22 protein-coding genes and 1 pseudogene are annotated in these 25,076 nt (G+C 66.8%); 11 read left to right on the top strand and 12 right to left on the bottom strand.

Annotation, left to right across the window (positions count from 1 at the left end; all coding sequences use genetic code 11):
* Positions 1-9 precede the first annotated feature (9 nt).
* Positions 10-1,560, bottom strand: a complete 1,551-nt coding sequence (locus K2L43_RS03485; RefSeq protein ID WP_220638511.1) for an AMP-binding protein — start codon at positions 1,558-1,560, stop codon at positions 10-12.
* 182 nt (positions 1,561-1,742) lie between these two features.
* Between K2L43_RS03485 and alkB the strand changes: the two genes are divergently transcribed.
* Both alkB and K2L43_RS03475 read left to right on the top strand, forming a co-directional pair.
* On the top strand, positions 1,743-2,405 hold the full coding sequence (alkB, locus tag K2L43_RS03480; RefSeq protein WP_012655641.1) for a DNA oxidative demethylase AlkB: 663 nt from the start codon (positions 1,743-1,745) through the stop codon (positions 2,403-2,405).
* Positions 2,406-2,564: 159 nt separating this feature from the next.
* Complete coding sequence (locus K2L43_RS03475; RefSeq protein WP_220638510.1) at positions 2,565-2,936, top strand: response regulator; 372 nt, start codon at positions 2,565-2,567, stop codon at positions 2,934-2,936.
* A 52-nt stretch (positions 2,937-2,988) separates the two neighbouring features.
* Here K2L43_RS03475 and K2L43_RS03470 read toward each other — a convergent pair whose 3' ends face one another.
* Genes K2L43_RS03470 through K2L43_RS03455 form a run of 4 tightly spaced genes read right to left on the bottom strand, consistent with a single transcriptional unit; the run spans position 2,989 to position 9,026 of the window.
* A complete protein-coding gene (locus tag K2L43_RS03470) occupies positions 2,989-4,137 on the bottom strand; it encodes a hybrid sensor histidine kinase/response regulator (protein WP_220638509.1) in 1,149 nt (382 codons plus the stop codon).
* Positions 4,134-4,739: a chemotaxis protein CheB gene (locus tag K2L43_RS03465; protein WP_220638508.1), complete on the bottom strand. Its 606-nt coding sequence runs from the start codon at positions 4,737-4,739 to the stop codon at positions 4,134-4,136. Before K2L43_RS03465 ends, K2L43_RS03470 begins: the two co-directional genes overlap by 4 nt.
* On the bottom strand, positions 4,736-5,569 hold the full coding sequence (locus tag K2L43_RS03460; protein ID WP_011804100.1) for a protein-glutamate O-methyltransferase CheR: 834 nt from the start codon (positions 5,567-5,569) through the stop codon (positions 4,736-4,738). The genes K2L43_RS03465 and K2L43_RS03460 overlap by 4 nt, the downstream gene beginning before the upstream one ends.
* A 43-nt stretch (positions 5,570-5,612) precedes the next feature.
* Positions 5,613-9,026 carry a response regulator gene (locus K2L43_RS03455; protein WP_220638507.1) on the bottom strand — a complete coding sequence of 1,138 codons (3,414 nt, stop codon included), beginning with the start codon at positions 9,024-9,026 and terminating at the stop codon, positions 5,613-5,615.
* A gap of 503 nt (positions 9,027-9,529) precedes the next feature.
* Here K2L43_RS03455 and infA point away from each other — a divergent pair.
* Positions 9,530-9,799 carry a translation initiation factor IF-1 gene (infA, locus tag K2L43_RS03450; protein WP_011804098.1) on the top strand — a complete coding sequence of 90 codons (270 nt, stop codon included), beginning with the start codon at positions 9,530-9,532 and terminating at the stop codon, positions 9,797-9,799.
* Here infA and K2L43_RS03445 read toward each other — a convergent pair.
* A complete protein-coding gene (locus K2L43_RS03445) occupies positions 9,796-10,857 on the bottom strand; it encodes an NAD(P)-dependent alcohol dehydrogenase (protein ID WP_103738107.1) in 1,062 nt (353 codons plus the stop codon). The genes infA and K2L43_RS03445 overlap by 4 nt on opposite strands.
* 324 nt (positions 10,858-11,181) lie before the next feature.
* Between K2L43_RS03445 and K2L43_RS03440 the strand changes: the two are divergent.
* A pseudogene (locus K2L43_RS03440) lies at positions 11,182-11,664 on the top strand (DUF4256 domain-containing protein); the annotation flags it as partial.
* A 12-nt stretch (positions 11,665-11,676) separates the two neighbouring features.
* Here the strand turns inward: K2L43_RS03440 and K2L43_RS03435 are convergent.
* On the bottom strand, positions 11,677-12,579 hold the full coding sequence (locus tag K2L43_RS03435; RefSeq protein ID WP_220638506.1) for a LysR family transcriptional regulator: 903 nt from the start codon (positions 12,577-12,579) through the stop codon (positions 11,677-11,679).
* 115 nt (positions 12,580-12,694) lie between these two features.
* Between K2L43_RS03435 and K2L43_RS03430 the strand changes: the two genes are divergently transcribed.
* A complete protein-coding gene (locus K2L43_RS03430) occupies positions 12,695-13,231 on the top strand; it encodes an NAD(P)-dependent oxidoreductase (protein WP_255580521.1) in 537 nt (178 codons plus the stop codon).
* A 257-nt stretch (positions 13,232-13,488) separates the two neighbouring features.
* On the opposite strand, the gene glmS is transcribed toward K2L43_RS03430, so the two are convergent.
* Positions 13,489-15,399: a glutamine--fructose-6-phosphate transaminase (isomerizing) gene (gene glmS / locus K2L43_RS03425; RefSeq protein WP_220638505.1), complete on the bottom strand. Its 1,911-nt coding sequence runs from the start codon at positions 15,397-15,399 to the stop codon at positions 13,489-13,491.
* 136 nt (positions 15,400-15,535) lie between these two features.
* Here glmS and K2L43_RS03420 point away from each other — a divergent pair, with 136 nt between their 5' ends.
* The 3 genes from K2L43_RS03420 (at position 15,536) to K2L43_RS03410 (ending at position 17,492) form a co-directional block, all read left to right on the top strand.
* Entirely contained in the window at positions 15,536-16,027 is a 492-nt protein-coding gene (locus tag K2L43_RS03420; RefSeq protein WP_220638504.1) for an Lrp/AsnC family transcriptional regulator, read from the top strand.
* 125 nt (positions 16,028-16,152) lie between these two features.
* The gene (locus tag K2L43_RS03415) at positions 16,153-17,148 is read left to right on the top strand and encodes a DnaJ C-terminal domain-containing protein (protein WP_047349101.1); all 996 of its coding nucleotides are present in this window, start codon (positions 16,153-16,155) and stop codon (positions 17,146-17,148) included.
* 2 nt (positions 17,149-17,150) lie between these two features.
* Positions 17,151-17,492, top strand: a complete 342-nt coding sequence (locus K2L43_RS03410) for a chaperone modulator CbpM (protein WP_011804091.1) — start codon at positions 17,151-17,153, stop codon at positions 17,490-17,492.
* A 34-nt stretch (positions 17,493-17,526) separates the two neighbouring features.
* On the opposite strand, the gene K2L43_RS03405 is transcribed toward K2L43_RS03410, so the two are convergent.
* The 3 genes from K2L43_RS03405 to K2L43_RS03395 all read right to left on the bottom strand — a co-directional run bounded on the left by K2L43_RS03405 (position 17,527) and on the right by K2L43_RS03395 (position 20,292).
* Positions 17,527-18,297: an ATP-binding protein gene (locus K2L43_RS03405; protein WP_220638503.1), complete on the bottom strand. Its 771-nt coding sequence runs from the start codon at positions 18,295-18,297 to the stop codon at positions 17,527-17,529.
* Positions 18,298-18,301: 4 nt separating this feature from the next.
* Positions 18,302-19,732 carry a bifunctional UDP-N-acetylglucosamine diphosphorylase/glucosamine-1-phosphate N-acetyltransferase GlmU gene (glmU, locus tag K2L43_RS03400; RefSeq protein WP_047349099.1) on the bottom strand — a complete coding sequence of 477 codons (1,431 nt, stop codon included), beginning with the start codon at positions 19,730-19,732 and terminating at the stop codon, positions 18,302-18,304.
* Between the two features lie 191 nt (positions 19,733-19,923).
* Positions 19,924-20,292 carry a DUF2917 domain-containing protein gene (locus K2L43_RS03395; RefSeq protein WP_238526565.1) on the bottom strand — a complete coding sequence of 123 codons (369 nt, stop codon included), beginning with the start codon at positions 20,290-20,292 and terminating at the stop codon, positions 19,924-19,926.
* Between the two features lie 222 nt (positions 20,293-20,514).
* On the opposite strand from K2L43_RS03395, the gene K2L43_RS03390 reads away from it, so the two are divergent.
* Together K2L43_RS03390 and K2L43_RS03385 are read left to right on the top strand one after the other, a co-directional pair.
* On the top strand, positions 20,515-21,525 hold the full coding sequence (locus K2L43_RS03390; RefSeq protein WP_220638502.1) for a LysR substrate-binding domain-containing protein: 1,011 nt from the start codon (positions 20,515-20,517) through the stop codon (positions 21,523-21,525).
* A gap of 250 nt (positions 21,526-21,775) precedes the next feature.
* Positions 21,776-22,204 carry a bacteriohemerythrin gene (locus tag K2L43_RS03385; RefSeq protein WP_220638501.1) on the top strand — a complete coding sequence of 143 codons (429 nt, stop codon included), beginning with the start codon at positions 21,776-21,778 and terminating at the stop codon, positions 22,202-22,204.
* Positions 22,205-22,274: 70 nt separating this feature from the next.
* Here the strand turns inward: K2L43_RS03385 and tyrS are convergent, their stop codons facing one another.
* Positions 22,275-23,507, bottom strand: coding sequence for a tyrosine--tRNA ligase (gene tyrS, locus K2L43_RS03380; RefSeq protein WP_220638500.1), 1,233 nt, complete (start codon positions 23,505-23,507; stop codon positions 22,275-22,277).
* A gap of 193 nt (positions 23,508-23,700) precedes the next feature.
* Between tyrS and K2L43_RS03375 the strand changes: the two genes are divergently transcribed.
* On the top strand, positions 23,701-25,065 hold the full coding sequence (locus K2L43_RS03375) for a M23 family metallopeptidase (protein WP_047349095.1): 1,365 nt from the start codon (positions 23,701-23,703) through the stop codon (positions 25,063-25,065).
* The last annotated feature ends 11 nt before the right edge of the window (positions 25,066-25,076 follow it).

The raw sequence follows: 25,076 nt of genomic DNA, 5'->3' as shown, positions 1-25,076 counted from the left end.
CCGGGTTTGTTACGCCCCGCTCCCCGCCCCTTCGGCCTGCAGCCATGCGCGCAGCTCGGTCTTGAGCACCTTGCCATAGCTGTTCTTGGGCAGTGCGGGCACCCAGCGGTAGGCCTTGGGGCGCTTGAAGCGCGCGATGTGGTCCAGGCACAAAGCGTCAAGTTCCGGATTCAGCGCGGCATCGTCCACGGCGCCGCCCTCGCCCGCCACCAGGAAGGCCACCACCACCTCGCCCCAGTCGGCGTCGTGCTGGCCCACCACGGCCACCTCGCTCACGCGCGGGTGCAGCAGCAGCACCTCCTCCACCTCCCGCGGGTAGATGTTGGAGCCACCCGAGATGATCACGTCCTTGCTGCGGTCGCGCAGGGTCAGAAACCCGTGCGCGTCCAGGCTGCCGACATCGCCCGTGTGCAGCCAGCCGCCGCGCAGCGTCTGCGCAGACGCCTCGGGATTGCGCCAGTAGCCGGCCATCACGGTGTCGCCACGCACCACCACTTCGCCCAGTTCGCCCGTGGGCACGGGTCGGTCCTCGTCATCCACCACCCGCACTTGTACGCACGCATGCGCCACGCCGACCGAGGCGATGCGCTCGGCCCGGCGCGGGTGCGCCGTGTCGGCCAGGTGCTCGCGCGCCAGCGCGGTGATGGTCATGGGGCTTTCGCCCTGGCCATAGATCTGCACGAACTTCTGCCCCATGGTGTCGATGGCGCGACGCAGGTCGTCCACATACATGGGACCGCCGCCGTAGACGATGGTTTTGAAGCCGTCCACATTGGCGCCCGTGCGGCGCACGTGCTCCACCAGCCGGTGCACCATGGTGGGCGCGGCAAACAGCGACAGGCGGCCCACGTCCGCGGCCAATTGCACCAGCTCGGCCGGGTCGAACCCGCCGGACGCGGGCACCACGTGGCGCGCGCCGCGCAGCATGTGGGCGTAGTTGTACAAGCCCGCACCATGCGACATGGGCGCGGCATAGACCATGGCGTCGCCGGGCTGCACGTCGTCCACGTCGGTGAAGTAGGCCATGGTCATGGCCAGCAGGTTGCGGTGCGTCTGCATCACCCCCTTGGGCCGCCCGGTGGTGCCCGAGGTGTAGAACAGCGAGGCCACGTCGTCGGGAGCGCGCTCCTGCAGCGCCAGCGGCGCGCCCTGCGCCGCCTGCTCCCAGGCGGATGCCCCCAACACCTGCACCGCCGCGGCGTCGGCGCCCGCAGCCAGCGCCGCATCGTGCAGCGCCGCAGACACGCACACCACGCGCGCGCCGCTGTCGGCAAGCACGTAGGCCAGCTCGCGCGCATGCAGCTTGTAGTTGACGGGCACCGAGATGCCGCCGCACCAGTGGATGGCGTGCAGCGCCTCCAGGTACTGGGGACCATTGGCCGAGAAGATGGCCACGCATTCGCCCGGCTGCACGCCGCAATGCGCGCGCAGGTGTGCGGCCAGCGCGGCCACGCGCGCGGCAAGGGTACGGTAGTCGTGCAGCAGGCATGTGCCGGCCAGCAGCGCGGGCCGCTCGCCATGCACCAGCGCGCTGCGCTGCAACAGGTGGGCAATGTTCATGGGGTTGTCGCGTTGTCTCCTGGGGCGACTATAGGCAAGCGCCGGCAGCGCGCACAGTCGCAGAAATACACAAGGGAAATCCCTGGCGGGGATGAGCGCCGATCAACCGATTGCTCCTCTATCAGTAGCACGTTGCGCTGGATGGTTAAGCGCTGGAGGCCGTTTTGGCTCACACTACGGGCATGCCATCTGCGCCCTCCGACGACCTATTTGCCGACGACCCCGCGGAGCCGTCCACGCTGGCGCTGGGCATGCAGGCCGTGCTGCTGCGCGGCTTCGCGCTGGCACAGGCACCCCAGTTGCTGGAAGAAGTGCGACAGGTGGTGCGCCAAGCGCCGTGGCGCCACATGCAGACCCCTGGAGGCAAGGCGATGTCGGTAGCCACCACAGGCTGTGGGCCGTTGTCGTGGGTGAGCGACCGGCGCGGTTACCGCTACGCTGCGCTGGACCCGCTGACCGGCAAGCCCTGGCCCGCCCTGCCCGCGGACTTCGCGCAGCTGGCACATGCCGCAGCGCAGGAGGCCGGCTTTGCCGCTTTCGTGCCCGACGCCTGCCTGATCAACCGCTACGCCCCCGGCACGCGCCTGTCGCTGCACCAAGACCGCGACGAGCAGGACCTGGCAGCGCCCATCGTGTCCATCTCGCTGGGTCTGCCCGCCACCTTCTTGTGGGGTGGCGCCACACGTGGCGAGCGCGCCTTGCGCGTGCCGCTGCGCCATGGCGACACGGTGGTCTGGGGCGGGGTGGACCGACTGCGCTTTCACGGCGTGCTGCCGGTGGCGCCGGGCCAGCACCCGGCAACGGGCGAATGCCGCATCAACCTCACGCTGCGCAAGGCCACCTGATACTACATGTTTGATAGCTGCTTGCGCTTACTGGGCGGATCTTGTAGCCATTTTTAACGATAATTTCGCAGAACGGCACATTGTCTTACACCGGCGTAAGACGTTCCCCGCACAATGCCCCTTTGCCCTGCGGCAGAGCCCGCATCCCAAGGACCTCACTTGCGCATCCTCTACGTCGAAGACAACTGCGAACTGCGAGACACCATCGGCCTGCTGATGGAGGGAGAAGGCCGCACCGTCGTCACCTGCGCCAGGGCCGAGGAGGCCTTGCAGCGCGATGCGGCCCAGCCGCACGACGTGGTGGTTTCCGACGTGAGCCTGCCCGGCATGAGCGGGCTGGATCTGTGCCGCCACCTGCTGGCAAGCAACCCCCAGCGCTGGGTGGTGCTGTGCTCGGGCTATCCGCTGGAGCACGGGGTGGGCACGCTGGGCCCGCATGTGCGGTCCCTGCTCAAGCCGTTCGAGCTGGAAGAGCTGGAGGAGTTGCTGGACGTGATCGCCAGCCACCTGCAAAGCGCCAGCCCCGCCTGAGGCGGCACCTGCCGGGCCGCTGAAGGCCCGGCATCCCCCCGCCCCCGTCCTGTCAAGCCGCCACCGCGCGCCGCGGCAGCGTCACCGTGAAGCAGGTGCGCCCCGCCTGCGAGGCGGCATCGATCGTCCCGCCATGGGCCTGCACGATCTGGTGCACGATGAACAACCCCAGCCCCAATCCCTGGTGTTGACCGGCCCGGTTGCGCCGGCCCGTAAATGGCGCGAACAGCCGGGGCAGCAGTTCGGCGTCAATCCCGCCGCCGTTGCTCACGCGCAGCACCACGGTATCGGCGGCGGCGCCGTCCAGTGACAACTCCACCGGCTGGTCGGGCGTGCCGTGGTGCATGGCGTTGCCCAGCAGGTTCGCCAGCATCTGGCCCAGGCGCTCTTCGTCCCACTCGCCGCGCAGATCCCCTTGCTGCTCAAGCCGCAGGTGGCGCTCGGGGTGGCCGGCGCGGACTTCCTGCACCACGCGCTGCGCCTGCTGCCCCAGGTCCATGGGTGCAGGCTCGATGGCCAGCCTGCCATGCTGGCGGGCGCGCGTCACATCCAACAGGTCCTCGATCATGCGGCCCATGCGTCGCCCGGCCTGCTGCACGTTGCACGCCAGAGCCTGCACCTTGGCGGGCTCGGGAGCGCGCTGCAGCGCACTGGCCACGGCCATGATGGCGCTGAGCGGGCTGCGCAGATCGTGGCTGAGCACGGCCATGAACATCTCGTTGATGTACAACGCCTCGGTGCGCTCCTGCAGCTCGCGTGCCAGCGCATGCCGCTGGCGCTGCAGGTCGAAGAACACCCGGGCCTTGTTGACCAGCATGTGGGGGTCGACGGGTTTGTAGAGGAAGTCCACCGCACCTTTTTCGTAGCCGCGGAACTGCCAGCCCTGGTCCCGCGAGCCGGCGGTGATGAAGATCAGCGGGATGTGCCGCGTGCGCTCGCTGCCGCGGATCAACTCCGCCAGTTCGAAACCGTTCATCTCGGGCATTTGCACGTCCAGCAGCGCCAGCGCCACGTCGTTGTGGGCCAGCAGCAGTTCCAGCGCCTGGGCGCCGGAGCCGGCCATGAGGATCTCTACGTCCTCATCCTTCAACAGCGCCTGCAATGCGACAAGGTTTTCAGGAACGTCATCCACGATCAGGCATTTCACGCACGCGCCGGTTCGATGACTCGCGGCCTGTGCAGCCGGTGGGGCAAAAATCACGAAAGTCCCTCCTTATGCAAGGTGGTCAACAGCGCGGCGATGCGTGCCGGGGGCAGCACCTGATCGGGCTGGATCAGGGCCAGCGCCGCCTGCGGCATGGCCATGGACGAAGCGCTGTCGGGCGACTGCACCACCGTGGCGCCGCCAGCGGCCTGCACTGCGCGCAAGCCCCGCGCTCCGTCACTGTTCGCGCCCGACAGGAGCACGGCCATGAGCCGCGGCCCATATTCATCGGCGGCGGATTCGAACAACACGTCGATCGACGGGCGCGAAAAATTCAGCGGTGCATCCACGGACAGGGACAGCCTCGGCCCCGAATCCACCAGCAAATGATAGTCAGGCGGCGCGAAATACACCGTGCCCGGCTCCACGGGCTCCTTGTCCTGGGCCTCGCGTACCGGCAGGGCGCAGCGCTGGCGGAAGATGTTGCACAGCAGGCTGGGCCGCTCGCGCGGCAGGTGCAGCACGACCAGCAGGGCCGCATGGAAACCCGCAGGCAGCGCGGGCAGCACCACACCCAGCGCTTCGATGCTGCCGGCCGACCCGCCAATGGCGATGGCGATGGCGTCCAGGCGCACGCGTGGCAAAGCCGCCTGCCTCATGCGTCACCTCTCTTCTGAAAGATGCGCTCGGGCGCCACGAAGTCTTCGAATGCCGGCGCGTGCGAGGAAAAGCGCAGGGATTCCTTGGCCCCCAGGCCCAGGAATCCACGCCGGCACAGGGCCTCGCGGAACAGGCCCAGGGCGCGGTCCTGCAGCGTACGGTCGAAGTAGATCAGCACGTTGCGGCAGGAGATGAGGTGCACCTCGGCAAATACACTGTCGGTCGCCAGACTGTGGTCGGAGAAAACGATATGCCGGCGCAGGCTCTTGTCGAACACCACGCGGCCGTAGGCGGCGCTGTAGTGGTCGGACAGCGAGGAACGCCCGCCCGAGCGCGCATGGTTTTCGGTGAAGCCGGGCACGCGCTCAATGTCGTACACGCCCGCCTCGGCACGCTGCAGTGCCGTGCTGTTGATGTCGGTGGCGTAAATCAACGAGCGTTCCAGCAACCCCTCTTCACGCAGCAGGATGGCGAGCGAATACGCCTCCTCTCCTGTGCTGCAGCCCGCGACCCAGATCTTGAGCGAGGGGTAGGTGCGCAACAGCGGCACCACCTTTTCGCGCAGCGCGCGAAAGTACTCCGGGTCGCGGAACACATCGCTGACCTGCACGGTGAGGTAGTCCAGCAGCGCAGGAAACACCGCGCGCTCGTGCAGCAGCCGATGCTGCAGTTGGGACAGCGTCTCGCAATCAAACCGCGTGAGCGCGGCCTGGAGCCGGCGCTTGAGCGACGACTGCGCATACCCGCGGAAGTCGTAGTGGTAGCGCAGGTAAATGGCCTCGATCAGCAGCTGCTGCTCGATCTCTGCGGTCTTGCGTTGGTGCGGCAAGTGTTGGCTCCGATATCGTGTGTCTCCGCGCGCTGGCGCACGCTCACTTGGGCATCCACACCCTCACCAGCGACAGGAGTTTCTCCACGTCCAGCGGCTTGGCGATGTAATCGTTGGCGCCGGCGGCCAGGCATTTTTCCTGGTCGTCCTTCATGGCCTTGGCGGTCAGCGCGATGATCGGCAGACGACGCCACTCGGGGCGCCGGCGGATTTCCGCCATGGCGGCGAAGCCGTCCATCTCGGGCATCATGATGTCCATCAGCACCAGGTCCACGGTGTTCTCGCCGGCGGCGTTGGAACGCTCCAGCGCCTCCAGCGCCTCGCGTCCGTTGCGCGCGATCTCCACGCGCGCCCCCGTGGGCTCCAGCACGCTGGACAGCGCGAACACGTTGCGCACGTCGTCCTCCACCACCAAAATGGTGCGCCCTTCAAAAGTGGACTCACGGTCGCGCGCCAGCTGCAGCATGCGGCGCCGGTCGTCCGGCAAGGTGGATTCCACCTGGTGCAGGAACAGCGTGACCTCGTCCAGCAGGCGCTCGGGCGAGCGCGCGTCCTTGATGATGATGGACTTGGAGAAGCGTCGCAGTTGCTGTTCCTCGTCGCGCGACAAGTTGCGCCCGGTATAGACGATGACGGGCGGAAAGGACACCTCTTCCTGCTCGGCCATCTGCTGCAGCAGCTCGTACCCGTTCAGGTCGGGCAGGTGCAGGTCCATCACCACGCAGTCGAACGTGCTGCCCTTGAGCAGGTCCAATGCCTGCCGCGCGGTGGCGGCGCCCACGATCTCCACGCCGTCGGTTGCCAGCAGATGGTGCACGCTCTCGCGCTGGCGCGCGTCGTCTTCCACCACCAGCACGCGGCGCATGCTCTGGGTGAACTTGGCCTGCATGTGGCGTAGCGCCTGCTCCAGCTCCTCGCGCTTGACGGGCTTGAGCGCATAGCCGATGGCGCCGCGCTCCATGGCCTCCTGCATGTAGTCGGCCACCGAGACCACGTGCACGGGAATATGGCGCGTGGCCGGGTTGCGCTTGAGCTGGTCCAACACGCCCAGGCCGGAGAAATCCGGCAGGTTCATGTCCAGCACCACCGCGCTGGGGCCGTATTCCAGCGCCGCCGCCAGGCCGTCGCTGCCCGTCGAGGCGATGACGCACTGAAAACCCATCTCATGCGCGAGGTCGCAAAGGATGCGCGCAAACCGCGGGTCGTCCTCGATGACCAGGATGGTGTAACGCCCCTGTTCCAACTGCTCCCGGTCATCCGGCAGGACGTGCACGGGGGCGCATGGTTTTGCCGCCGGGGCCTCTGGCTGGCTCGCATGCGGTGGTTCGGCAGCGCGTGTGGCAAGCGCCGGCGCCACTGGCAGCTTTGCAGGACGCTCGCCCGGATCGCCGACAAGGGGCGCCGTGACGGGCAGGGTCAGCGTGAAGACGCTGCCTTCGCCCGGCGCACTCTGCACCGCGATGCTGCCGCCGAGCAACTGCGCCAGATCCCGGGAGATCGACAGGCCCAAGCCCGTGCCGCCGTATTTGCGATGGGTACTGCCATCGGCCTGGTGGAAGGCATCGAAGATGCGCTCTTGCAGGTCGGGCGCGATGCCGATGCCCGTATCCCGCACAGCAAAGCACAGCGTGTCGTTGTCTCCTGCAAAGACGCGCATGGTCACTTCGCCGCGCGCGGTGAACTTGAGCGCATTGGAAAGCAGGTTTTTGAGAATCTGCGCCAGGCGCTGCGCGTCGGAGGTTATGAATGCCGGCACGCCCGGCTCCACCACCGCGTTGAATTGCAGGCCTTTGTCCTGCGCCTGGGCCCGCAGCGGCTCCATCACGCCCGCCACCACTTTGGCCACCGTCACCGGGCCAATCTCGACAGAGGTCTGCCCCGCCTCGATCTTTGCCAGATCGAGGATGTCGTTGATGAGGTTCAGCAGATCGGTGCCAGCGTTGTGGATGGTCTGCGCGTAGCGGACCTGTTCCGCCGTCAGGTTCTGCTGCTTGTTGTCGGCCAGCAGCTTGGCCAGGATCAGGCTGGAATTCAACGGCGTGCGCAATTCATGGCTCATGTTGGCCAAAAACTCGCTCTTGTACTGACTGGCCTGCGCCAAATCGCGCGCCTTGGCCTCCAGGGCGTCCTGTGCAGTCAGCAGGCGCTGCTTCTGGTACTGCAGCTGCTCGGTCTGCGCTTCCAGTTGGGCGTTGCTGTGCTCCAACTCCGCCTGCTGCGCCTGCATCAGGTTTTGGGACTCCTGCAGCATGCGGCTTTGCTGCTCCAGTTCCTCATTGTTGACGCGCAGCTCTTCCTGCTGTGCCTGCAACTCCTCCGCCTGGCGCTGCGTCTCGTCCAGCAGACTCTCCAGGCGCGAGCGATCCAATGCGCCCCGAACGGCCTGGGCCAACTGCTCCCCGGCGCGCACAAGGAAGTCAACTTCGTGCGGAGCAACCGCGCGGAACCACCCCATTTCGACGACCGCGAGCGCTACGCCATTGAGCACGATGGGCATCATCACCAATTCGGCGGGCGTGGCCTGGCCCGTGCCGGAGGTCACGGGCAGATACCCGCTGGGCACGTGGCGCACATGCTGAAGAGTGCGGCTCTGCAACGCCTGGCCCAGCAGGCCCTCTCCCGCCCGCACGGCCCCAGGGCCGGTGTCGGGCGCCAGCGCATAGCCGCCCATGCGCTCGAAGATGCCGTGGCCTTGCGTCACGTAGATGGCCCCTACCCTGGCATCCAACTCCGTCGCCAGATAGCCGATGACAGCACCCGCCATGTCATGGATGCGCTGCTCACCTTGCAGCCGCGTGCCCAGCCCTACAAGGTTGCCTTTGATCCAGTTCTCGACCTCGCGGCTGCGGTACTCCGCCATGGTCATCACCGCAGACGCACAGGTCAGCAGCAACAGCACGGCGGCACTGCCCCACGTCAGGTAGGCCGAGATGGCAAACGCTCCTTCCCACACCTCCCGCTGGGCCTGCAGTTGCTGCTGTTCGGTGTTGAGCATCTCGCGCACCAGCGTGCGGGTGGTTTCCATGGTGGCCTGGCCGTCGCCGCGCATGGCCTCCAGGGCCTCTTCGCGCCGGCCCTCGCGCTGTAGCGCAACGATGTGCGCAAGTTCGGTCATGCGCTTCGTGGCCAACCCCTGCAATTGGTCGAAGCGCTGCTGCTCCAAGAGACTCCCGCGCGTCATCCCGCGCAGCTTTTCCAGGGCCACCGGCACGGCGGCCTGGGCTACGGTGAACAAGCCCAGCGTCTGCTCCTGCCCTGACAGCAGGTAGCCCCGCTTGGCGGATTCAGCGTCCTTCAAATGCGACCAGACCATCTGGATCTGCGTGATCCGTTCGACCGTCGCGTTGAGATTGTCCACGGCTTTCGCGCGCTCGTCGTTGGACCGGTAGGTGACCACGGCGATCAACAGGGCGGCAAATGCCGCCAAAGCAAATCCCACCATCAGGCGGACGGGCATGCCCCCTCGGATGGCCGCACGGGGCCGAGCATCGGAACTGGAGACAGTCATGTGTGACGTGGAGTAAACATTGCCGCGCGATGACAGGAGCAACGGGTCCCTTGCTCCTGTAGGGCAACGTCTTCACCGCAGCGTATCCCTCTAGCGATCTTATGTCGCACCTGCCGGCAGGGCCAATCCACCACTGGTCAGCAAGGGTTAGGTAATCGTCCTAAACTCCCATCCTTTCCCGCGTTACGCGCGCCCGGGGAGCAGATCCCCGCAGCGGCAAGCGCCGGCTTCCCACCCCTTCCCTCGGTGATCCGCCGCACTGTGCGTTCTACAGCGCGCTTACGGCCCTTCATTTCACTGCCGCAGGTGGCAACGCGCCAGCGCAGCAAAAGACGGGCAATACCTCGTCTATCGCGCCGGACGGCCGGCGCGTTCCGCAGCCTGTGCTCTCACAGGCCCCCAGGCAAGGGCATGCCCATGCTGGCTCTTGCCGTTGATCTCAAAGGAGTTCCGTGTCCAATAAAGAGCAGTTGATTGAAATGCAAGGCAAGGTAGACGAAGTGCTGCCGGATTCCCGTTTTCGCGTGGTCCTCGAGAACGGACACACCCTCATCGCCTATTCGGGCGGAAAGATGCGCAAGCACCGCATTCGAGTGCTTGCGGGCGACACCGTGTCTCTGGAGATGTCCCCCTACGACCTTACCAAGGGCCGTATCACCTTCCGCCACCTGGAGCCGCGTGCCGGCGGCGCACCGCGCCGCCCCTCGCCCCATCGCCGCTAGGCCCCGGCTGATTCGGCCAGCGTGGCAATATCGATGACGAAGCGGTATTGCACGTCGCCCTTCAACATGCGTTCATAGGCGGTATTGATCTCATCGGCGCGGATCAACTCGATATCCGCCACGATGCCATGCTCCGCGCAGAAATCGAGCATCTCCTGGGTCTCGGGAATGCCGCCGATCAAGGAGCCAGCCAGCGTGCGCCGCTTCATGATGAGGTTGAACACGTTGGGCGACGGATGGGGCGACGCTGGCGCACCCACCAGCGTCATCGCACCGTCGCGCCGCAGCAGGCGCAGGAAGGCATCCAGGTCGTGCGGCGCCGCCACCGTGTTGAGGATGAAGTCGAGACTGTTGGCATGCGCTGCCACCTCCTGCGGATGACGGGAAACCACCACTTCGTGCGCACCTAACGAGAGCGCCGCAGCGCGCTTGGATTCAGAGGTGGTGAATGCCACCACATGCGCCCCCATTGCGTGCGCCAGCTTGATGCCCATGTGGCCCAGCCCGCCGATGCCGACCACACCCACGCGATGCCCCGGACCCACCTTCCAATGGCGCAATGGCGAGTAGGTGGTAATGCCCGCGCACAGCAGCGGAGCAACCGCGGCCAACTGCCCTTGCGGATGGCGCACCCGCAGCACATAGCGCTCATGTACGACGATCTGTTGCGAGTATCCGCCCAGCGTGTGGCCCGGCGCGTCCTCGGTCGGGCCGTTGTAGGTGCCGACCATGTGGCCGCAATAGTTCTCCAGCCCTTCGTCGCAATCCTGGCAATGCCGGCAGCTGTCGACAATGCAGCCCACGCCGACCAGGTCGCCCGCCTGGAACGCCGACACCTGCGCGCCCACGGCCACTACGCGCCCGACGATTTCATGCCCCGGCACGCACGGATACAGCGTGCCCGCCCATTCCGAACGCACCTGGTGCAAATCGGAATGGCACACACCGCAATAGGCAATGCCAATCTGCACGTCGTGCGCGCCCGGCGCGCGCCGTGCGATCTCCAGGGGCTGCAATGGGCGGTCGCTCGCGTGGGCGCCGTAGGCTTTGACGGTCATGGGGTTCTCCTGTGAATGGCTCACGCCCCTGTTGTACAGGTTCGGTCCGATGCGTTTCGGAACAGAATCTTATCGGCACTTCCGGCCTGAGGCAGGGCGTTGCTGGAGTAGAACCGCGTCAACGGCCCCTCAGCCTGGCCATGCCCCCGACCAAGGAGTTGACATGAAGGACACGATGACACCCCCACACCGTGCGGTGGTGAAACGGCTGCTTGCCCACCTCCGCACCGGCCCGGTGGCGTGAAACCGTGACGTCTATGCCAGCCTACTCGGGGTCGGCATCCCACAGCGCTCGCGTCCATATAGGTCGCCGCTGGACATGCCATGCGTCGTCGTTTGGGCCCGCTGACGATGCAACAAGCCACCACCCAGGCGCTGAAGGCGCCGTTGCCAGGAGCAGACATGAAAACAGCACAACGTGATGTCCTTGTCCAGACGCTGAAAAAGCGGTTCGAGAGCCACATGCACCGGCACCCCACCGTCGCCTGGGCCGATGTCCATGCACGCTTGAATGCCAACAAACTGAAGGCGCTGCAGGACATGGAGGCAACGGGCGGCGAGCCCGACATCGTCGGCAGTGCCACCGCGGACGGAACCTACCTTTTCTGCGATTGCACGGCCGAGAGCCCGAGCGGGCGCAGGAGCCTGTGCTACGACGCACAGGCCCTGCATGCCCGCAAGCTGCACAAGCCGCAGAACAGCGCCATCGAAGCGGCCGCGGCCATGGGCGTCACCCTGCTGACAGAGGCGCAGTACCGCGCACTACAGGAGGTAGAGGATTTCGACCAGAAGACTTCGAGTTGGATTTGGACCCCTGCATCAGGCCCTCCGGAGCATTTCGCCCTTCAGAAGCTCGACGAAGGCGCGCGCCGCAGGTGCAATGGCTGTGCCGGGCGGATACACGGCATAGACGCCTCCTTTGGGCAATGTCCATTCCGGGAGCAGCCGAACCAGCGTTCCACTGCGGATGTCACTCTCCAAATGAAGCAAACTGCCAACCGAAACGCCTGCGCCATTGAGCAGCAAGGCGCGCAAGGCAACAGCGGAATCGGTGCGCAGCTTGGGCGCCATGCGCACCGTGATGTCCTTTGTCCCGTTGGTGAATGACCATGTGAGGGGCGCCGGCAGCAAGGTCAGCGCGATCCACCGGTGATGCGCCAGGTCCTCGGGAGCCTCCGGACGCGGACAGCGGGCCAGGTACTCGGGTGACGCCAGGGCCGCCTGCCCAAATTCCCCCAGTTTCGCAACCCGCGCGCTTGAATTGCGCAACCACCCCACACGGATGCTCACGTCGATGCCCTCGCCAACGAGGTCTTGCACCTTGTCACTGACCACAAGTTCCAAACTGACCTCGGGATGGCGGACAGCGAACTCCGCCACCACCGGCGACATGACCTGAACGGCATATTCAACAGGCGCACTGACACGCAAGCGGCCACGCAGACCCGATCCACGCGATCCGGCGTGTTGCAGCACTTGCTCAAGCCCCTGCATGAGAGGCGCGCTTTCTTCGAACAACCGTTGCCCCGCATCGGTGAGCGTAACCGTGCGCGTCGTACGGTGGAACAGGGCCGAGCCCAGCACGTTCTCCAGACGGCGAATCTGAAGACTCACCTGCGGACGCGCAATGTGCAGACGTTCGGCGGCAGCCGTGAAGCTGCGCGCATCGGCGACGGCCAGGAAAGCGCGCAACAGGTTGAGATCGCCCACGGGGGATGGCATGATTGGTTCGAATTAGATACCAGTATTGTCCTTTTTGTCCTCTTTTTCTGACGATGCGGCAAGAGGATCATTGACCCCGCACCCCGAATCCGCGGGTCAAAGAAAGGAACATTCCATGCGTATCGCACTGATCGGCGCCACTGGCTTTATCGGCTCCGCCATCCGCCAAGAGGCGCTCTCGCGCGGTCATCACGTGACCGCCATCGTGTCCAACCCCGCAAGACTCCCCGCCGCGCAGGGCCTTGAGGTTCAGGGCGCAGATGCCCTGGACTCTCAGCAATTGCGAGCGGTTCTCCGTGGGCACGACGTGGTGATCAGCGCATTCAGTGGCCATGCCAACTCCGACGTATATGGCTATTACCTCAAAGGAATGCACTCCATCATCGATGCAGCGCGTGCCACGGGCGTCCGCCTGCTGGTCGTCGGCGGGGCGGGCAGTCTGGAGGTCGAGCCCGGCGTGCAATTGCTCGACACACTGTCGTTCCCTGAACAATGGAAAGCGACGGCCGAGGGTGCCCGAGCAGCCCTGAAACTGCTGCGCGAAACACCCGATGTGGATTGGACGGTGCTGAGCCCCCCCGCCCATGATCCACCCGGGAACCCGCACCGGACAGTACCGGACCGCGAACGATGCCGTGATCATGTGCGATAGCGGGCCCAGCGACATCTCGCTGGAGGACTATGCGGTCGCCATGGTGGATGAAGCAGAGTCCGCGAAACACCGCGGCCGGCGCTTCACCGTGGCGAACTGAGAACGAACCGAAAGCCCCGTGCCGGTTCGCGCCCGACCCGGGGCGATCCCCTGCCCCGACTTTCGCTGTACCAATGAACCACCGATGCCGGCGATAGGCATCGTTGGAATACCGCAACCGGGCGGCGGCAACCACCATGCCGCCGGTGTGCTTGGCCTTACTCCACCGTGACGCTCTTGGCCAGGTTACGGGGCTTGTCCACATCCGTTCCGCGCGCGCAGGCCGTGTGGTAGGCCAGCAGTTGCAGCGGCACCACGTGCAGCAGCGGCGACAGGGCGCCGTAGTGCTCTGGCATGCGGATGACGTGCAGACCTTCGCTGCTGTCGATATGGGTATCGGCATCGGCCAACACGTAGAGCACGCCGCCACGGGCGCGCACTTCTTCCATGTTGCTCTTGAGTTTCTCCAGCAGCGCGTCGTTGGGCGCCACGGTCACCACCGGCATGCTGCTGGTGACGAGAGCCAGCGGGCCGTGCTTGAGTTCACCCGCAGGGTACGCCTCGGCGTGGATGTAGCTGATCTCCTTGAGCTTGAGGGCACCCTCCAGTGCAATGGGGTAGTGCAGTCCGCGGCCCAGGAACAGGGCGTTCTCCTTCTTCGCGAAGTCCTCGGACCAGCTGATGATCTGCGGCTCCAGCGCCAGCACGGCCTGCAGCGCGGCGGGCAGGTGGCGCATGGCTTTCAGGTAGTTGCCCTCGGCCTCCTCGGTCAGGCGCCCGCGCGACTGCGCCAGCGCCAGGGTCAACAGGAACAGTCCCGCCAGCTGCGCGGTGAAGGCTTTGGTCGACGCCACGCCAATCTCCACGCCGGCGCGGGTGACGTAGGCCAGCTCGCACTCGCGCACCATGGCGCTGGTGGCCACGTTGCAGATGGTGAGCGTGTGGCGCATGCCCAGGCTCTGCGCATGGCGCAGTGCGGCCAGGGTGTCGGCGGTTTCGCCGGATTGGCTGATGGTCACCACCAGCGTGCGCGGGTTGGGCACGCTGGTGCGGTAGCGGTATTCGCTGGCCACTTCCACCTGGGTGGGAATGCCCGCGATGCCCTCCAGCCAGTACTTGGCGGTGCAGCCGCTGTAGTAGCTGGTCCCGCAGGCGAGGATGAGCACGGAGTCGATCTCCTTGAACACACGCCAGGCTGCCGCGCCCGGCTGTCCGGGCTGACCCACGCCGTCGAACAGCTCGGGCACGATGCCCTGCAGGCCGTGCAACGTGTCGGCAATGGCGCGCGGCTGCTCGAAAATTTCCTTTTGCATGTAGTGGCGATAGGGCCCCAGCTCCACCGCACCACTGTGTGCGTGCACGGTGCGCACGGGGCGGCTGCCGGCGTCCAGCGGCTGGCCATCGGCCGTGGTGATCCAGTAACGGCCCAACTGCAGGTCCACCAGGTCGCCCTCTTCCAGGTACACGATCTGGTCGGTCACACCAGCCAGGGCCATGGCATCACTGGCCAGGAAGTGCTCACCCTCACCGACACCCAGCACCAGGGGCGAGCCCGCGCGCGCGCCCACCACGCGGTGCGGCTCGTCCTTGTGGATCACGGCGATGGCGAATGCGCCGTGCAGCCGCGCAGTCGCGGCGCGCACGGCCTGGAACAGGTCGCCGTCGTACAGGCTGTCCACCAGATGCGCGATGACCTCGGTATCGGTCTGGCTGGAGAACACGTAGCCGCGCGCCTGCAACTCGGCGCGCAACTCCTCGTGGTTCTCGATGATGCCGTTGTGCACCAGCGCGACGCGGCCGGGGCGCTCTGCCTGCGCCGGCGCGGCACCGGGTCCGTGGCTGAAGTGGGGATGGGCGTTGTGCACGGCGGGGGCGCCGTGCGTGGCCCAGCGGGTGTGGGCGATGCCCGTGGCGCCTTGGAGGTGTTCATGGTTCACCTGCGCCAGCAATTCGGCCACGCGGGCAGTGCTGCGCGCACGGTGCAGGCCACCCGCGGGCATTTCGCCCAGGCTCGCCTCGTGCACGGCGACGCCGCAGGAGTCATAGCCGCGGTACTCCAGCCGCTGCAGGCCTTGCACCAGGATGGGAACGATATTGCGGGTGGATACCGCGCCGACGATGCCGCACATAACTACTGCTCCAATGAAAGAATGGGCGAGATGCTAGGCGGCCTATCCAGAAATTTTTGATCTGATTTTCATAACATATGAACAAAAATTTCTTCCGTAATAATCTAAGAAATATTTCTTCATAAAACACACTCTTATGGAATCTGACTTCTCGCTGGATGCCGTGGATTTGCAATTGCTGGACCTGCTGCAGCGCGACGCCTCCCTCAGCAACCAAGCTCTGGCAGAACAGGTGCATGTCTCCCCACCCACCTGCCTGCGCCGCGTGCGGCGGCTGCACACCCTGGGCCTGATCGAGCGGCAGGTGGCGCTGTTGCAGCCCGACCGCCTGGCCGCGCTGCAGGGCCACGGGCTGGCTGCGATCGTCGAGGTTGCACTGGACCGCCAGGGTGCCGAGCACCTGGACGCGTTCGAGGCCCGCGCCGTCGCCGAAGACGAGGTCCAGCAATGCTGGCGTGTCTCGCCGGGGCCGGACTTCGTGCTCATCGTGCACACGCGCGACATGCCGGGCTACCTGGCCCTGTCGCAGCGGCTATTCACGCAGGACGCCAATGTGCGCAACGTGAAGGCGTTCTTCTCGGTCCACCGTGCAAAATTTGAAACAAAAGTACCTCTAGCGCTCATCTAGCAAGCGCCAACAGCTATTTAATTTATAGCAATCCTGCACGACCCCTTGACCTTCCGGGACATCGACTCCACTCTGTGAACCTCAAGGCCGCGCCCACTGCGGGCCGGCCATGCATGGAGGGACGCATGGAGTTCAAGGACTACTACCAGATCCTCGGCGTGGCACGCGACGCCACTGCCGCCGACATCAAGAAGGCCTACCGCAAGCTCGCGCGCCGGTACCACCCCGACGTGAGCAAGGAGGCCGATGCCGCGGCCCGCATGGCCGAGGTGAATGAGGCCAATACCGTGTTATCGGACCCGGAGAAGCGCGCCGCCTACGACGCGCTGGGCCGCGAGGCACCGCACCGCGCGGGGCAGGACTTCCGCCCGCCGCCGAACTGGGACGCAGGGTTCGAATTCACCGGCACGCCCGGCGCCGAGGGCATGGACGCGGCGCAGTTCAGCGACTTTTTCGAGCAGCTCTTCGGCCGCGCCGCCCGCGCCCAGCGCAGCCGGCACGCGGGCCCGTCGGCCCATGATGGAAGCGGCAGAACCTCACCACAGCGCGGGCGCGACCACCACGCCAGCATCGAGCTGGACCTGCGCGATGCCTACCTGGGCGCCGAGCGCACGCTGACGCTGCGCGGCGCGCGGCTGGACGACAGCGGCCACCTGGTCAATGAAGAACGCCAGCTGCAGGTGAACATTCCCAAGGGGGTGCGGGAGGGCCAACTCATCCGCCTGGGCGGCCAGGGCGGCCCGGGCCTGGGCGGCGCGCCCGCGGGCGACCTGTTCCTGGAGGTGCATTTCAAGCCCGACGCACGCTGGCGCGCCGAAGACCGCGACGTGTACCAGTCCGTCACCCTCGCGCCCTGGGAGGCCGAACTGGGCGGCCCCGTCGAGGTGCAGACACCCGGCGGCGCCACCGTGGAAGTGACCGTGCCGCCGCGCTGGAAACCCGGCCGCAAGCTGCGCCTGAAGGAGCGCGGCATTCCCGCCGCCACGCCCGGCGACCTGTACCTGGAACTGCACGTGGCCCTGCCCCCCGCCACCAACGAGGCCCAGCAGCAGGCCTACCGCGCGTTCGCGCAGGCCTTCCCGCAATTCCAGCCCCGCAAGCCCTCTACGCAAGGAGCCTGAGCATGCCCACGCCCCCATTTGTTGATCATGCCCTGGCCGAGCTGCTGGACGAGCAGCCCCGCCTCACGCTGGAAGACCTGGCGCGCACCTGCTGCATGGGCCCCGACTGGGTTGTGGAGCGCCTGGAGGCCGGCTTGCTGCAAGGGGAGCAGGCAGGCGGGCACTGGCGGTTCAGCAGCGCGAGCGTGGTGCGCGCGCGGCGGCTGGCACGCCTGGAATCCACTTTTGACGCCGACCCCGAGCTGGCCGCACTGACGGCAGACCTGATCGAGGAAGTGACCGCGCTGCGCCAGCGCCTGCGCGAGCTGCAGACGCGCCTGGGCCTGCCTGCGGCGATGCCTTGAGCGCGGCGGCGGGAAGTGCGGCAAGCGCAGGCCGCTACCGCGCCGCAGCCGGCCACTCCAGCGCCACCGTGCAGCCCGCACCGGGCGCCGCGGTGGCCTGGATGCGGGCGCCATGGCGCTGCGCGATCGCCTGGCACAGCGCGAGACCCGCGCCCACGCCCTCGAATTCGGCTTCGCGGTGCATGCGCTGGAACACGCCAAAGAGCTGCTGCGCGCGCGTGCCATCAAAGCCCACCCCGTTGTCCCGCACGGTGATGCGCACACTGCCCTGGGCCGCAGGTTCAGCCTGCACCTGCACATGGGGCTGCGCCACGCCGCGCGAGAACTTCACCGCATTGCCCAGCAGTTGCACCAGCAACTGGGCCAGCAGCTCGGCATCGGCCTGCACGACGGGCAGATCCGGCGCAATGTTCCATGCCGCGCCTTCGGCCGCCGCACCCAAAGCCTGCCGAGCCTCCTGCACAGCCGCGGTCAGCGCAACGGCCCGGGGCCGCAGCGCAGCGCTGCGTGCGCGGGCGATGGCCTGCAGCCCGTCGATCATCTGCGCCATGCGGCGCGCGGACTGCTCCATCGTGGCCAGGAAACCCAGCGCCTCGTCCACCTGCGGCGGCTGCTCCTGTAGTACCTCGCGCACCAGCGCGCCATAAGAGGTGACGTGGCGCAGCGGCGCGCGCAGGTCGTGCGACACACCCCGTAGAAAGTCCTCCTGCGCCGCCGCCATATCGCTGATCTGCTGGCGCGCCTGGGCCAGTTCGCTGCGCAGTTGCGCCAGCGTGTCCGCCGGTGGAATGCCCTCGCCGGTCATGGCCTCAACCCTTGGCCTGTTTGGCGGGGCGCTTCCAGTTCGCGATGCTCACCTGCCGGCCACGCGCCACGCTCAACACCCCCGGTGGCGTGTCCTTGGTGATGGTGGAGCCGCCACCCACCGTGCCGCCCGCCCCAATGGTGACGGGCGCCACCAGCACGCAGTTGCTGCCGATGTGCACGTCGGCCTCGATCACCGTGCGGTGCTTGTTGGCACCGTCGTAATTGGCGGTGATGCTGCCGGCGCCGTAGTTCACGCGCTCGCCCACGCTGGCGTCGCCCAGGTAGGCCAGGTGGTTGGCCTTGGCGCCGTCGGCCAGCGTGCTGTTCTTCACCTCCACGAAGTTGCCAATGTGCACCTCGCGCCCCAATTGCGCGCCGGGGCGCAAGCGCGCGAAGGGACCAATCAGTGCGCCTTCGCCCACATGGGCGCCGGCCTTCTCGCCATCGATGTGGGTAAAGGGGTGGACCACCGCGCCCGCGGCGATGGTGGCGTTGCTGATGTGGCAGTAGGCGCCGATGCGCGCGCCCTCGCCCAGTTCCACGCGGCCGGTGAAGATGCAACCCACGTCGATCTCCACATCCTGCGCACAGAGGATTTCGCCGCGCGCGCCGCTGCGCGCATCGTCGCGCAGGTCAAAGCGCGCGGGGTCGGCCAGGCGAACGCCCTGCTCCATGAGTGCCGCGGCCTGGGCGCGCTGGTGCGCGCGCTCCAGCTCGGCCAGTTGCGCGGGGCTGTTCACGCCCGCCACCTGCAGCGCATCGCCAATGCAGTGGGCCGCCACGGGCACGCCGTCCGCCACAGCCATGGACACGATGTCGGTCAGGTAGTACTCGCCCTGCGCGTTGTCGTTGGTCAGACGCGCCAGCCAGCCCGCCAGGCGCTGCGCGGGCACGGCCATGATGCCGCTGTAGACCTCGTCGATGGCGCGCTCGGCATCGTTCGCATCCTTGTGCTCCACGATGCGCTGCACCGTTCCGCCCTCGCCGCGCACGATGCGGCCGTACCCTGTGGGATCGGGCAGGCGCACGGTGAGCAGCGCAAGGCGCTCGCCCGCCCCGGCCTCGACCAGCGCGCGCAGCGTCGCGGCCTGGGTCAACGGCACGTCGCCCGACAGCACCACCACCGTGCCATCGCCCGCCAGCGCGGGCGTGGCCTGCTGCACCGCGTGGCCCGTGCCCAGCTGCGGCTCCTGGCGCACGAACTTCAAGTCAAAAGTGCCCTCATGGCCCGCCAATCCTGCGCAAGCAGCTTCTACTTCTGTAGCGCCATGGCCCGTTACCACCACCACGCGGCGCGCCTGCAGGCTGGCGGCCTGGCCCAGCACATGGTGCAGCAGGGGCCGGCCGGCCAGGCGCTGCAAGACCTTGGGAATGCGGCTTTTCATGCGCGTGCCCTTGCCCGCGGCCATGATGATGATGTCCAGTGCTGTCATGAAGGTGTGGAGAGTGGAAGGTCGTCGTGTCCTGCCAGCCCAGGCCGGCAGCCCGCCGCCATTATCCCGCCGCCCATGCGCTGCCCCTCTGCGGCGCGGAGGCGTCACCGTCCCCGATCATTCCTAAAAAAATAGCTGCTAGCGCCCGTCATTCGGGCGCTAGCAGCCAGTTTGATGCGATAGCCGGACGGTCAGGCGCGGCAGACATCGCCCCGGGGGGCGGCGTGCTGCGGTGACGGTGCGCGCACCGCGGCGGCGCTGCGCCACTGGAACTGCAGCGGCTCGCGGCCCATCGGCTCGACCACGGCGTGCTGGCCGGAGGCCACGCACACGCTCTGGCCCGCGTGCAGCATGAGGTCCCCCGAATCCTCGCGCCAGCCATGGGGGCCGTCGCTCAGGGTCACCCAGGCCAGGCCGCTGACCACGCGCAGTTGCATCGGCGCGCGGGGGTGCAGGCTGCGCGCCGCGCCCTGGGGAATGGTGCACAGTTCCGGTCCGGCAACGCCGGCGGGAACGCTGGAGGCTTGCGAATGCAGAACTTGCGAGGTGGTCACGGTCATCTCCTGGTAAACCCTTTGAAGTGACGTCAGTGTGCGACTGCGACCCGGGCACCGTCCAATGAAAACGGAAGGCCTCATCGATTACGGAACGGCATCAATCACGGTATCACCCCTGCCCCGGGGGACTGCAACCACCAGCGGCGCTTCCGCTGCCTGAGCAGCCCGCTGCGCGATCGATGAAAAAGCGCTAGCATTTTGATTCCTAATTGTCATCAATCTGCCATGAACTCCCCGATCTTGCCCGCCAGCGCTCCTCCCATCGCGCATCTGCGCACCCGGCCCGTGGCCGTAGGTCATTGGCGCGCATTTCTGGCCGTGGCGCGGCATTTGAACTTCCGCGCCGCGGCCGAGGAACTGGCCCTGACCCAGTCGGCGGTGAGCCGCCAGATCCAGGCGCTGGAGGACGAAGTGGGCGTGCCCCTGTTTCTGCGCCACACACGCGCCGTGGAGCTCACCAGCGCCGGCGGCCAGCTGCAGCGCGCCGTGGCGCCCGCGCTGGAGCGCATGGACGCGGCCGTGCGCCTGGTGCGCCAGACGGCGGGGCGCAAGAGCGTGGCCATCACCACCTGGGCCAGCTTTGCGTCCATGTGGCTGATCCCGCGCATGGAGGAATTCCAGCGCGACAACCCCGACATCGACATCCGCATCGACGCAACCGACACCATCGTGGACCTGGAGACGGCCGACGTGGACCTGGCCCTGCGCTCCAGCGTGCCCGGCACGCAGGCCGCGGGCGCGCAGCGGCTGTTTGGCGAGCAACTGGCGGTGGTGGCCAGCCCCTGGCTCCTCAACAGCATGCCGCCCATCCGCACGCCGGCCGACGTGGCGCAGTTCACGCTCATCGAGGCAGGCGACGCGCACCGCATGCCCTATTTCGAGTGGATCACCTGGCGGCGCTGGTTCGAACTGCACGGCCTGGGGCGGCTGCAGCCCAAGCGCTGGCTGTACTTCAACTACGCGCAGCAGATCGTGCAGGCCGCGCTGGCCGGCCAGGGCCTGGCGCTGGCGCGCATGCCGCTGATCGCGGAAAGCCTCGCCTCGGGCGACCTGCAGGAGGTGCTGCCGGGCCACCGGCTGGACTCTCCGCTGGTGTACTGGCTGGTCGTCGGCCCGCGCAGCGGCCAGCGCCCCGAAATCCAGGCGTTCAGCGCCTGGCTGCTGCTGCAGGCCGAAGCCACGCGCCAAGCCGTCGGCGAAGTGCCGGACACGGACCTGAACGACGACATCTCCTGAGCGCGGCACGATCGCTCCTCTATTTATAGCGCCTAGCGCGTGATGGGCGGGCGCGCTTGGCTTTTTTGCTCAGGAATGCGTGGCAAACCACTCACGCAGCCGGGCGCTTCGTCTGACGAAGATCAAGGTCCATGTAAATCCATGCGAATGGCATGGTCTTCCCCTATGGGTTGTCACGCAAAGGTCTGCGACCGTCGGCAGGCTATGCCCCGCCCCCGACAACACGAATAGACAAAAGAGAAGACCCTGTATGCCTTTCATGCCCTGGACCGCGGAACTGGAGCTTGGCCTGCCCGAAATCGACGACCAGCACCGTCAACTGGTCGCGCTGACCAACCTCCTGCACGATGAACTGAGCGCGGCGAGCCCGCGCCGCAGCGCCGTGGGCGAAATTTTGGAAGGCCTGGTGGACTACACGCACAACCACTTCATCGTGGAGGAGGTGCTGTTCCAGCAGCACGACTACGCCGAGACTCCTGCCCATAAGGCCGAGCATGACGGCTTCACGCGCAAGGCCATGGATCTGCTGACGCGCTTTGACGGCGGGCAGGAGGTCACGCTGGAGGCGCTGGAATTCCTCAAGCAATGGCTGGTGCACCACATCTGCAAGGTGGACCGCGCCTACCTGCCGTTCATGCGCGAGGCGCTGCAGGCGCAACGCACCGCCGCCCTGGCCTGAACGGGCATGAAAAAAGCCACTGCGCGGAGTGGCTTGGCAAAGCGGGAGCGCGGTCGCGCCCCGCCGGGCATCAGGCCAGGGTGACGCGCGCGAACTTGCGCTTGCCGACCTGCACCACGTAGCTGCCCGCTTCCAGCTTCAGGCCCTTGTCGCTGACCACGACGCCGTCCACACGCACGCCGCCGCCGTCGATGAGGCGGTTGGCCTCGCTGGTCGAGGGCGCAAGGTTGGCCTGCTTGAGCAGCGCACCGATGCCCAGGGGCGCGCCCGCCAGGGGGACTTCGGGAATGTCGTCGGGGATGCCGCCCTTGCTGCGGTTGACGAAATCCTGCTCGGCCGCGTCGGCCAGTGCGGCGCTGTGAAAGCGCGCGGTGATCTCCTTGGCCAGCATCACCTTGGCATCCTTGGGATTGCGGCCTGCCGCCACCTCGGCCTTGAGCGCAGCGATTTCGCCCAGGCTCTTGAACGACAGCAGCGTGTACCAGTCCCACATCAGGGTGTCCGAGATGGAGAGCACCTTGGCGAACATGGAGTTAGCGTCCTCCGTGATGCCGATGTAGTTGTTCTTGGACTTGGACATCTTGTCCACGCCATCCAGCCCCACCAGCAGCGGCATGGTGAGCACACACTGCGGCTCCTGCCCCCATTCTTGCTGCAGATGGCGTCCCATGAGCAGGTTGAACTTCTGATCAGTGCCGCCCAGCTCCAGGTCGCTCCTGAGCGCTACCGAGTCATAGCCCTGCAGTAGCGGGTAGAGGAACTCGTGCAGGCTGATGGAGCTGCCGTCGGTGAAGCGCTGGTGGAAATCGTTGCGCTCCATCATGCGTGCCACGGTGTACTTGGCCGACAGCTGAATCATGCCGCGCGCACCCAACTGGTCGCACCACTCGCTGTTGTAGCGGATCTCGGTGCGTGCAGGGTCCAGCACCTTGGCCGCCTGGGTGTAGTAGGTTTCGGCGTTGGCCTTGATCTGCTCGGCCGTCAGGGGCGGGCGCGTGCTGTTGCGGCCCGATGGGTCGCCGATCAGCGTGGTGAAGTCGCCGATCAGGAAGATGACCTGGTGGCCCAGGTCCTGCAATTGGCGCATCTTGTTGAGCACCACCGTATGGCCCAGGTGGATGTCCGGCGCCGTGGGGTCCAGCCCGAGCTTGATGCGCAGCGGCTGGCCCGTGGCCTCCGAACGCGCCAGTTTCTGGGTCCATTCTTCTTGGGGCAGAAGCTCGTCGACCCCGCGCAGGGAGACTTCAAGCGCCCGTCCTACACCATCGGTCACCGGGAATGTTGTAACAGCAGATTGATTCATAAGGGTTTTTTGGGGTGCCGCCAGGGCCCCAACGACTATACTTCCGGGCACTTTCCAGCCGTGGATTCTAGTGGGCCACCCGTACGCCCGGCGTTCGCTCCCTTCCACAGCACTACGACATTGACAGTGCCTCCCGCCCTTTAAGACCCCTGGCCCGGGGCCTGGAAGCACACAGACGCCTGGGGTAAGACTCTTGAACAACGGCTTGACGACCGCCTGCCTGGTATTGCTCAACCAACTGAAGCAGTCCGTTCAGAAACATCCAAAACGCATCACTGCCGCCGTGGCCACCCTGCTGCTCACCGGCGGCGGCGGTGCCTTCGCAGTGGCTTCGTTCGCGCCCGACCCGGCCGACCTGCCCGTGCGCACCGTCACGCAGGCCGTGCAGTCGCTGGCGGCAGACGAACCGCTATCGTCGCTGGTGGACATCCCGCAGTACGCGCTGTACCGCTCCGACGTCACCCGCAGCGCCGATACCGCCGAGAGCATCCTGCAGCGCCTGGGCGTGGCAGACCCCGCCGCTTCGGCCTTCCTGCGCAGTGACGCCAACGTGCGGCAGAACCTGCTGGGACGCACCGGCCGCTCGATGTCCGCCGAGACGACCGACGACCACCGCCTCACCCGCCTGACGGCGCGCTGGGCCCCCGACGACAGCGAGAGCTTCAAGCGCCTGGTGGTCGAGCGCCAGCAGGACGGCAGCTTCGCCTCGCGCATCGAGACGGCGCCGCTGACGGTGGGCAGCCGCCTGGCGGGCGGCATCATCCGCAGCTCGCTGTTTGCAGCAACGGATGCCGCCAACATTCCCGACGCCGTCGCCGTGCAGCTGGCAGAGGTGTTCTCCGGTGACATCGACTTCCGGCGCGCCCTGCGCAAGGAAGACCGCTTCTCGGTGGTGTATGAAACCCTGGAGGCAGATGGCGAGCCCCTGCGCAGCGGCCGCGTGCTGAGCGCCGAGTTCCACAATGGCGACAAGACCCACAGCGCCGTCTGGTTCCAGGAGCCGGGAGCCACCAAGGGCTCGTACTACACGCTGGACGGCGAGAGCATGCGCCGCGCCTACCTGTCGTCGCCGGTCGAGTTCTCCCGCGTCTCCAGCGGCTTTGCGATGCGGTTCCACCCCATTCACAAGACCTGGCGCGCGCACCTGGGTACCGATTTCGCGGCGCCGACCGGTACTTCCGTACGCACGGTAGGCGACGGCGTGGTGGATTTCGCCGGCGTGCAGAACGGCTACGGCAACGTGGTGTACATCAAGCACCGCAACCAGCACGTCACCGTCTACGCGCACCTGAGCCGCATCGACGTGCGCAAGGGCGAAAGCGTAGAGCAGGGCCAGAAGATTGGCGCCGTGGGCTCCACCGGCTGGGCCACGGGCCCGCACCTGCACTTCGAATTCCGCGTCGCGGGCGAGCACAAGGACCCGATGGTTATTGCGCGCCAGAGCGAGGCAGCCCAGCCGGTCTCGGCCGCCGCACGTCCGGCATTCGACCGCCTGGCCGGCAACATGCGCGTGCAGCTGTCCTCCGCCGCACAGATCCTGCAAGCCAGCGCCGAGTAACGCCCTTCGCC

Source organism: Diaphorobacter sp. MNS-0 (assembly GCF_019602835.1).
GTDB lineage: Bacteria > Pseudomonadota > Gammaproteobacteria > Burkholderiales > Burkholderiaceae_C > Diaphorobacter > Diaphorobacter nitroreducens.
This window is presented reverse-complemented; position numbering and strand designations above follow the sequence as displayed.

Bases quoted from the DNA above. Each gene is read 5' to 3' on its own strand.
- K2L43_RS03420 (WP_220638504.1), top strand. From the start codon at position 15,536: ATGGAATCTGACTTCTCGCTGGATGCCGTGGATTTGCAATTGCTGGAC.
- K2L43_RS03410 (WP_011804091.1), top strand. From the start codon at position 17,151: ATGCCCACGCCCCCATTTGTTGATCATGCCCTGGCCGAGCTGCTGGAC.
- K2L43_RS03455 (WP_220638507.1), bottom strand. From the start codon at position 9,026: ATGCCCGTCCGCCTGATGGTGGGATTTGCTTTGGCGGCATTTGCCGCC.
- K2L43_RS03430 (WP_255580521.1), top strand. From the start codon at position 12,695: ATGCGTATCGCACTGATCGGCGCCACTGGCTTTATCGGCTCCGCCATC.
- glmU (WP_047349099.1), bottom strand. From the start codon at position 19,732: ATGACAGCACTGGACATCATCATCATGGCCGCGGGCAAGGGCACGCGC.
- K2L43_RS03445 (WP_103738107.1), bottom strand. From the start codon at position 10,857: ATGACCGTCAAAGCCTACGGCGCCCACGCGAGCGACCGCCCATTGCAG.
- K2L43_RS03390 (WP_220638502.1), top strand. From the start codon at position 20,515: ATGAACTCCCCGATCTTGCCCGCCAGCGCTCCTCCCATCGCGCATCTG.
- K2L43_RS03415 (WP_047349101.1), top strand. From the start codon at position 16,153: ATGGAGTTCAAGGACTACTACCAGATCCTCGGCGTGGCACGCGACGCC.
- K2L43_RS03395 (WP_238526565.1), bottom strand. From the start codon at position 20,292: ATGACCGTGACCACCTCGCAAGTTCTGCATTCGCAAGCCTCCAGCGTT.
- K2L43_RS03465 (WP_220638508.1), bottom strand. From the start codon at position 4,739: ATGAGGCAGGCGGCTTTGCCACGCGTGCGCCTGGACGCCATCGCCATC.
- K2L43_RS03485 (WP_220638511.1), bottom strand. From the start codon at position 1,560: ATGAACATTGCCCACCTGTTGCAGCGCAGCGCGCTGGTGCATGGCGAG.
- glmS (WP_220638505.1), bottom strand. From the start codon at position 15,399: ATGTGCGGCATCGTCGGCGCGGTATCCACCCGCAATATCGTTCCCATC.
- alkB (WP_012655641.1), top strand. From the start codon at position 1,743: ATGCCATCTGCGCCCTCCGACGACCTATTTGCCGACGACCCCGCGGAG.
- K2L43_RS03435 (WP_220638506.1), bottom strand. From the start codon at position 12,579: ATGCCATCCCCCGTGGGCGATCTCAACCTGTTGCGCGCTTTCCTGGCC.
- K2L43_RS03385 (WP_220638501.1), top strand. From the start codon at position 21,776: ATGCCTTTCATGCCCTGGACCGCGGAACTGGAGCTTGGCCTGCCCGAA.
- tyrS (WP_220638500.1), bottom strand. From the start codon at position 23,507: ATGAATCAATCTGCTGTTACAACATTCCCGGTGACCGATGGTGTAGGA.
- K2L43_RS03405 (WP_220638503.1), bottom strand. From the start codon at position 18,297: ATGACCGGCGAGGGCATTCCACCGGCGGACACGCTGGCGCAACTGCGC.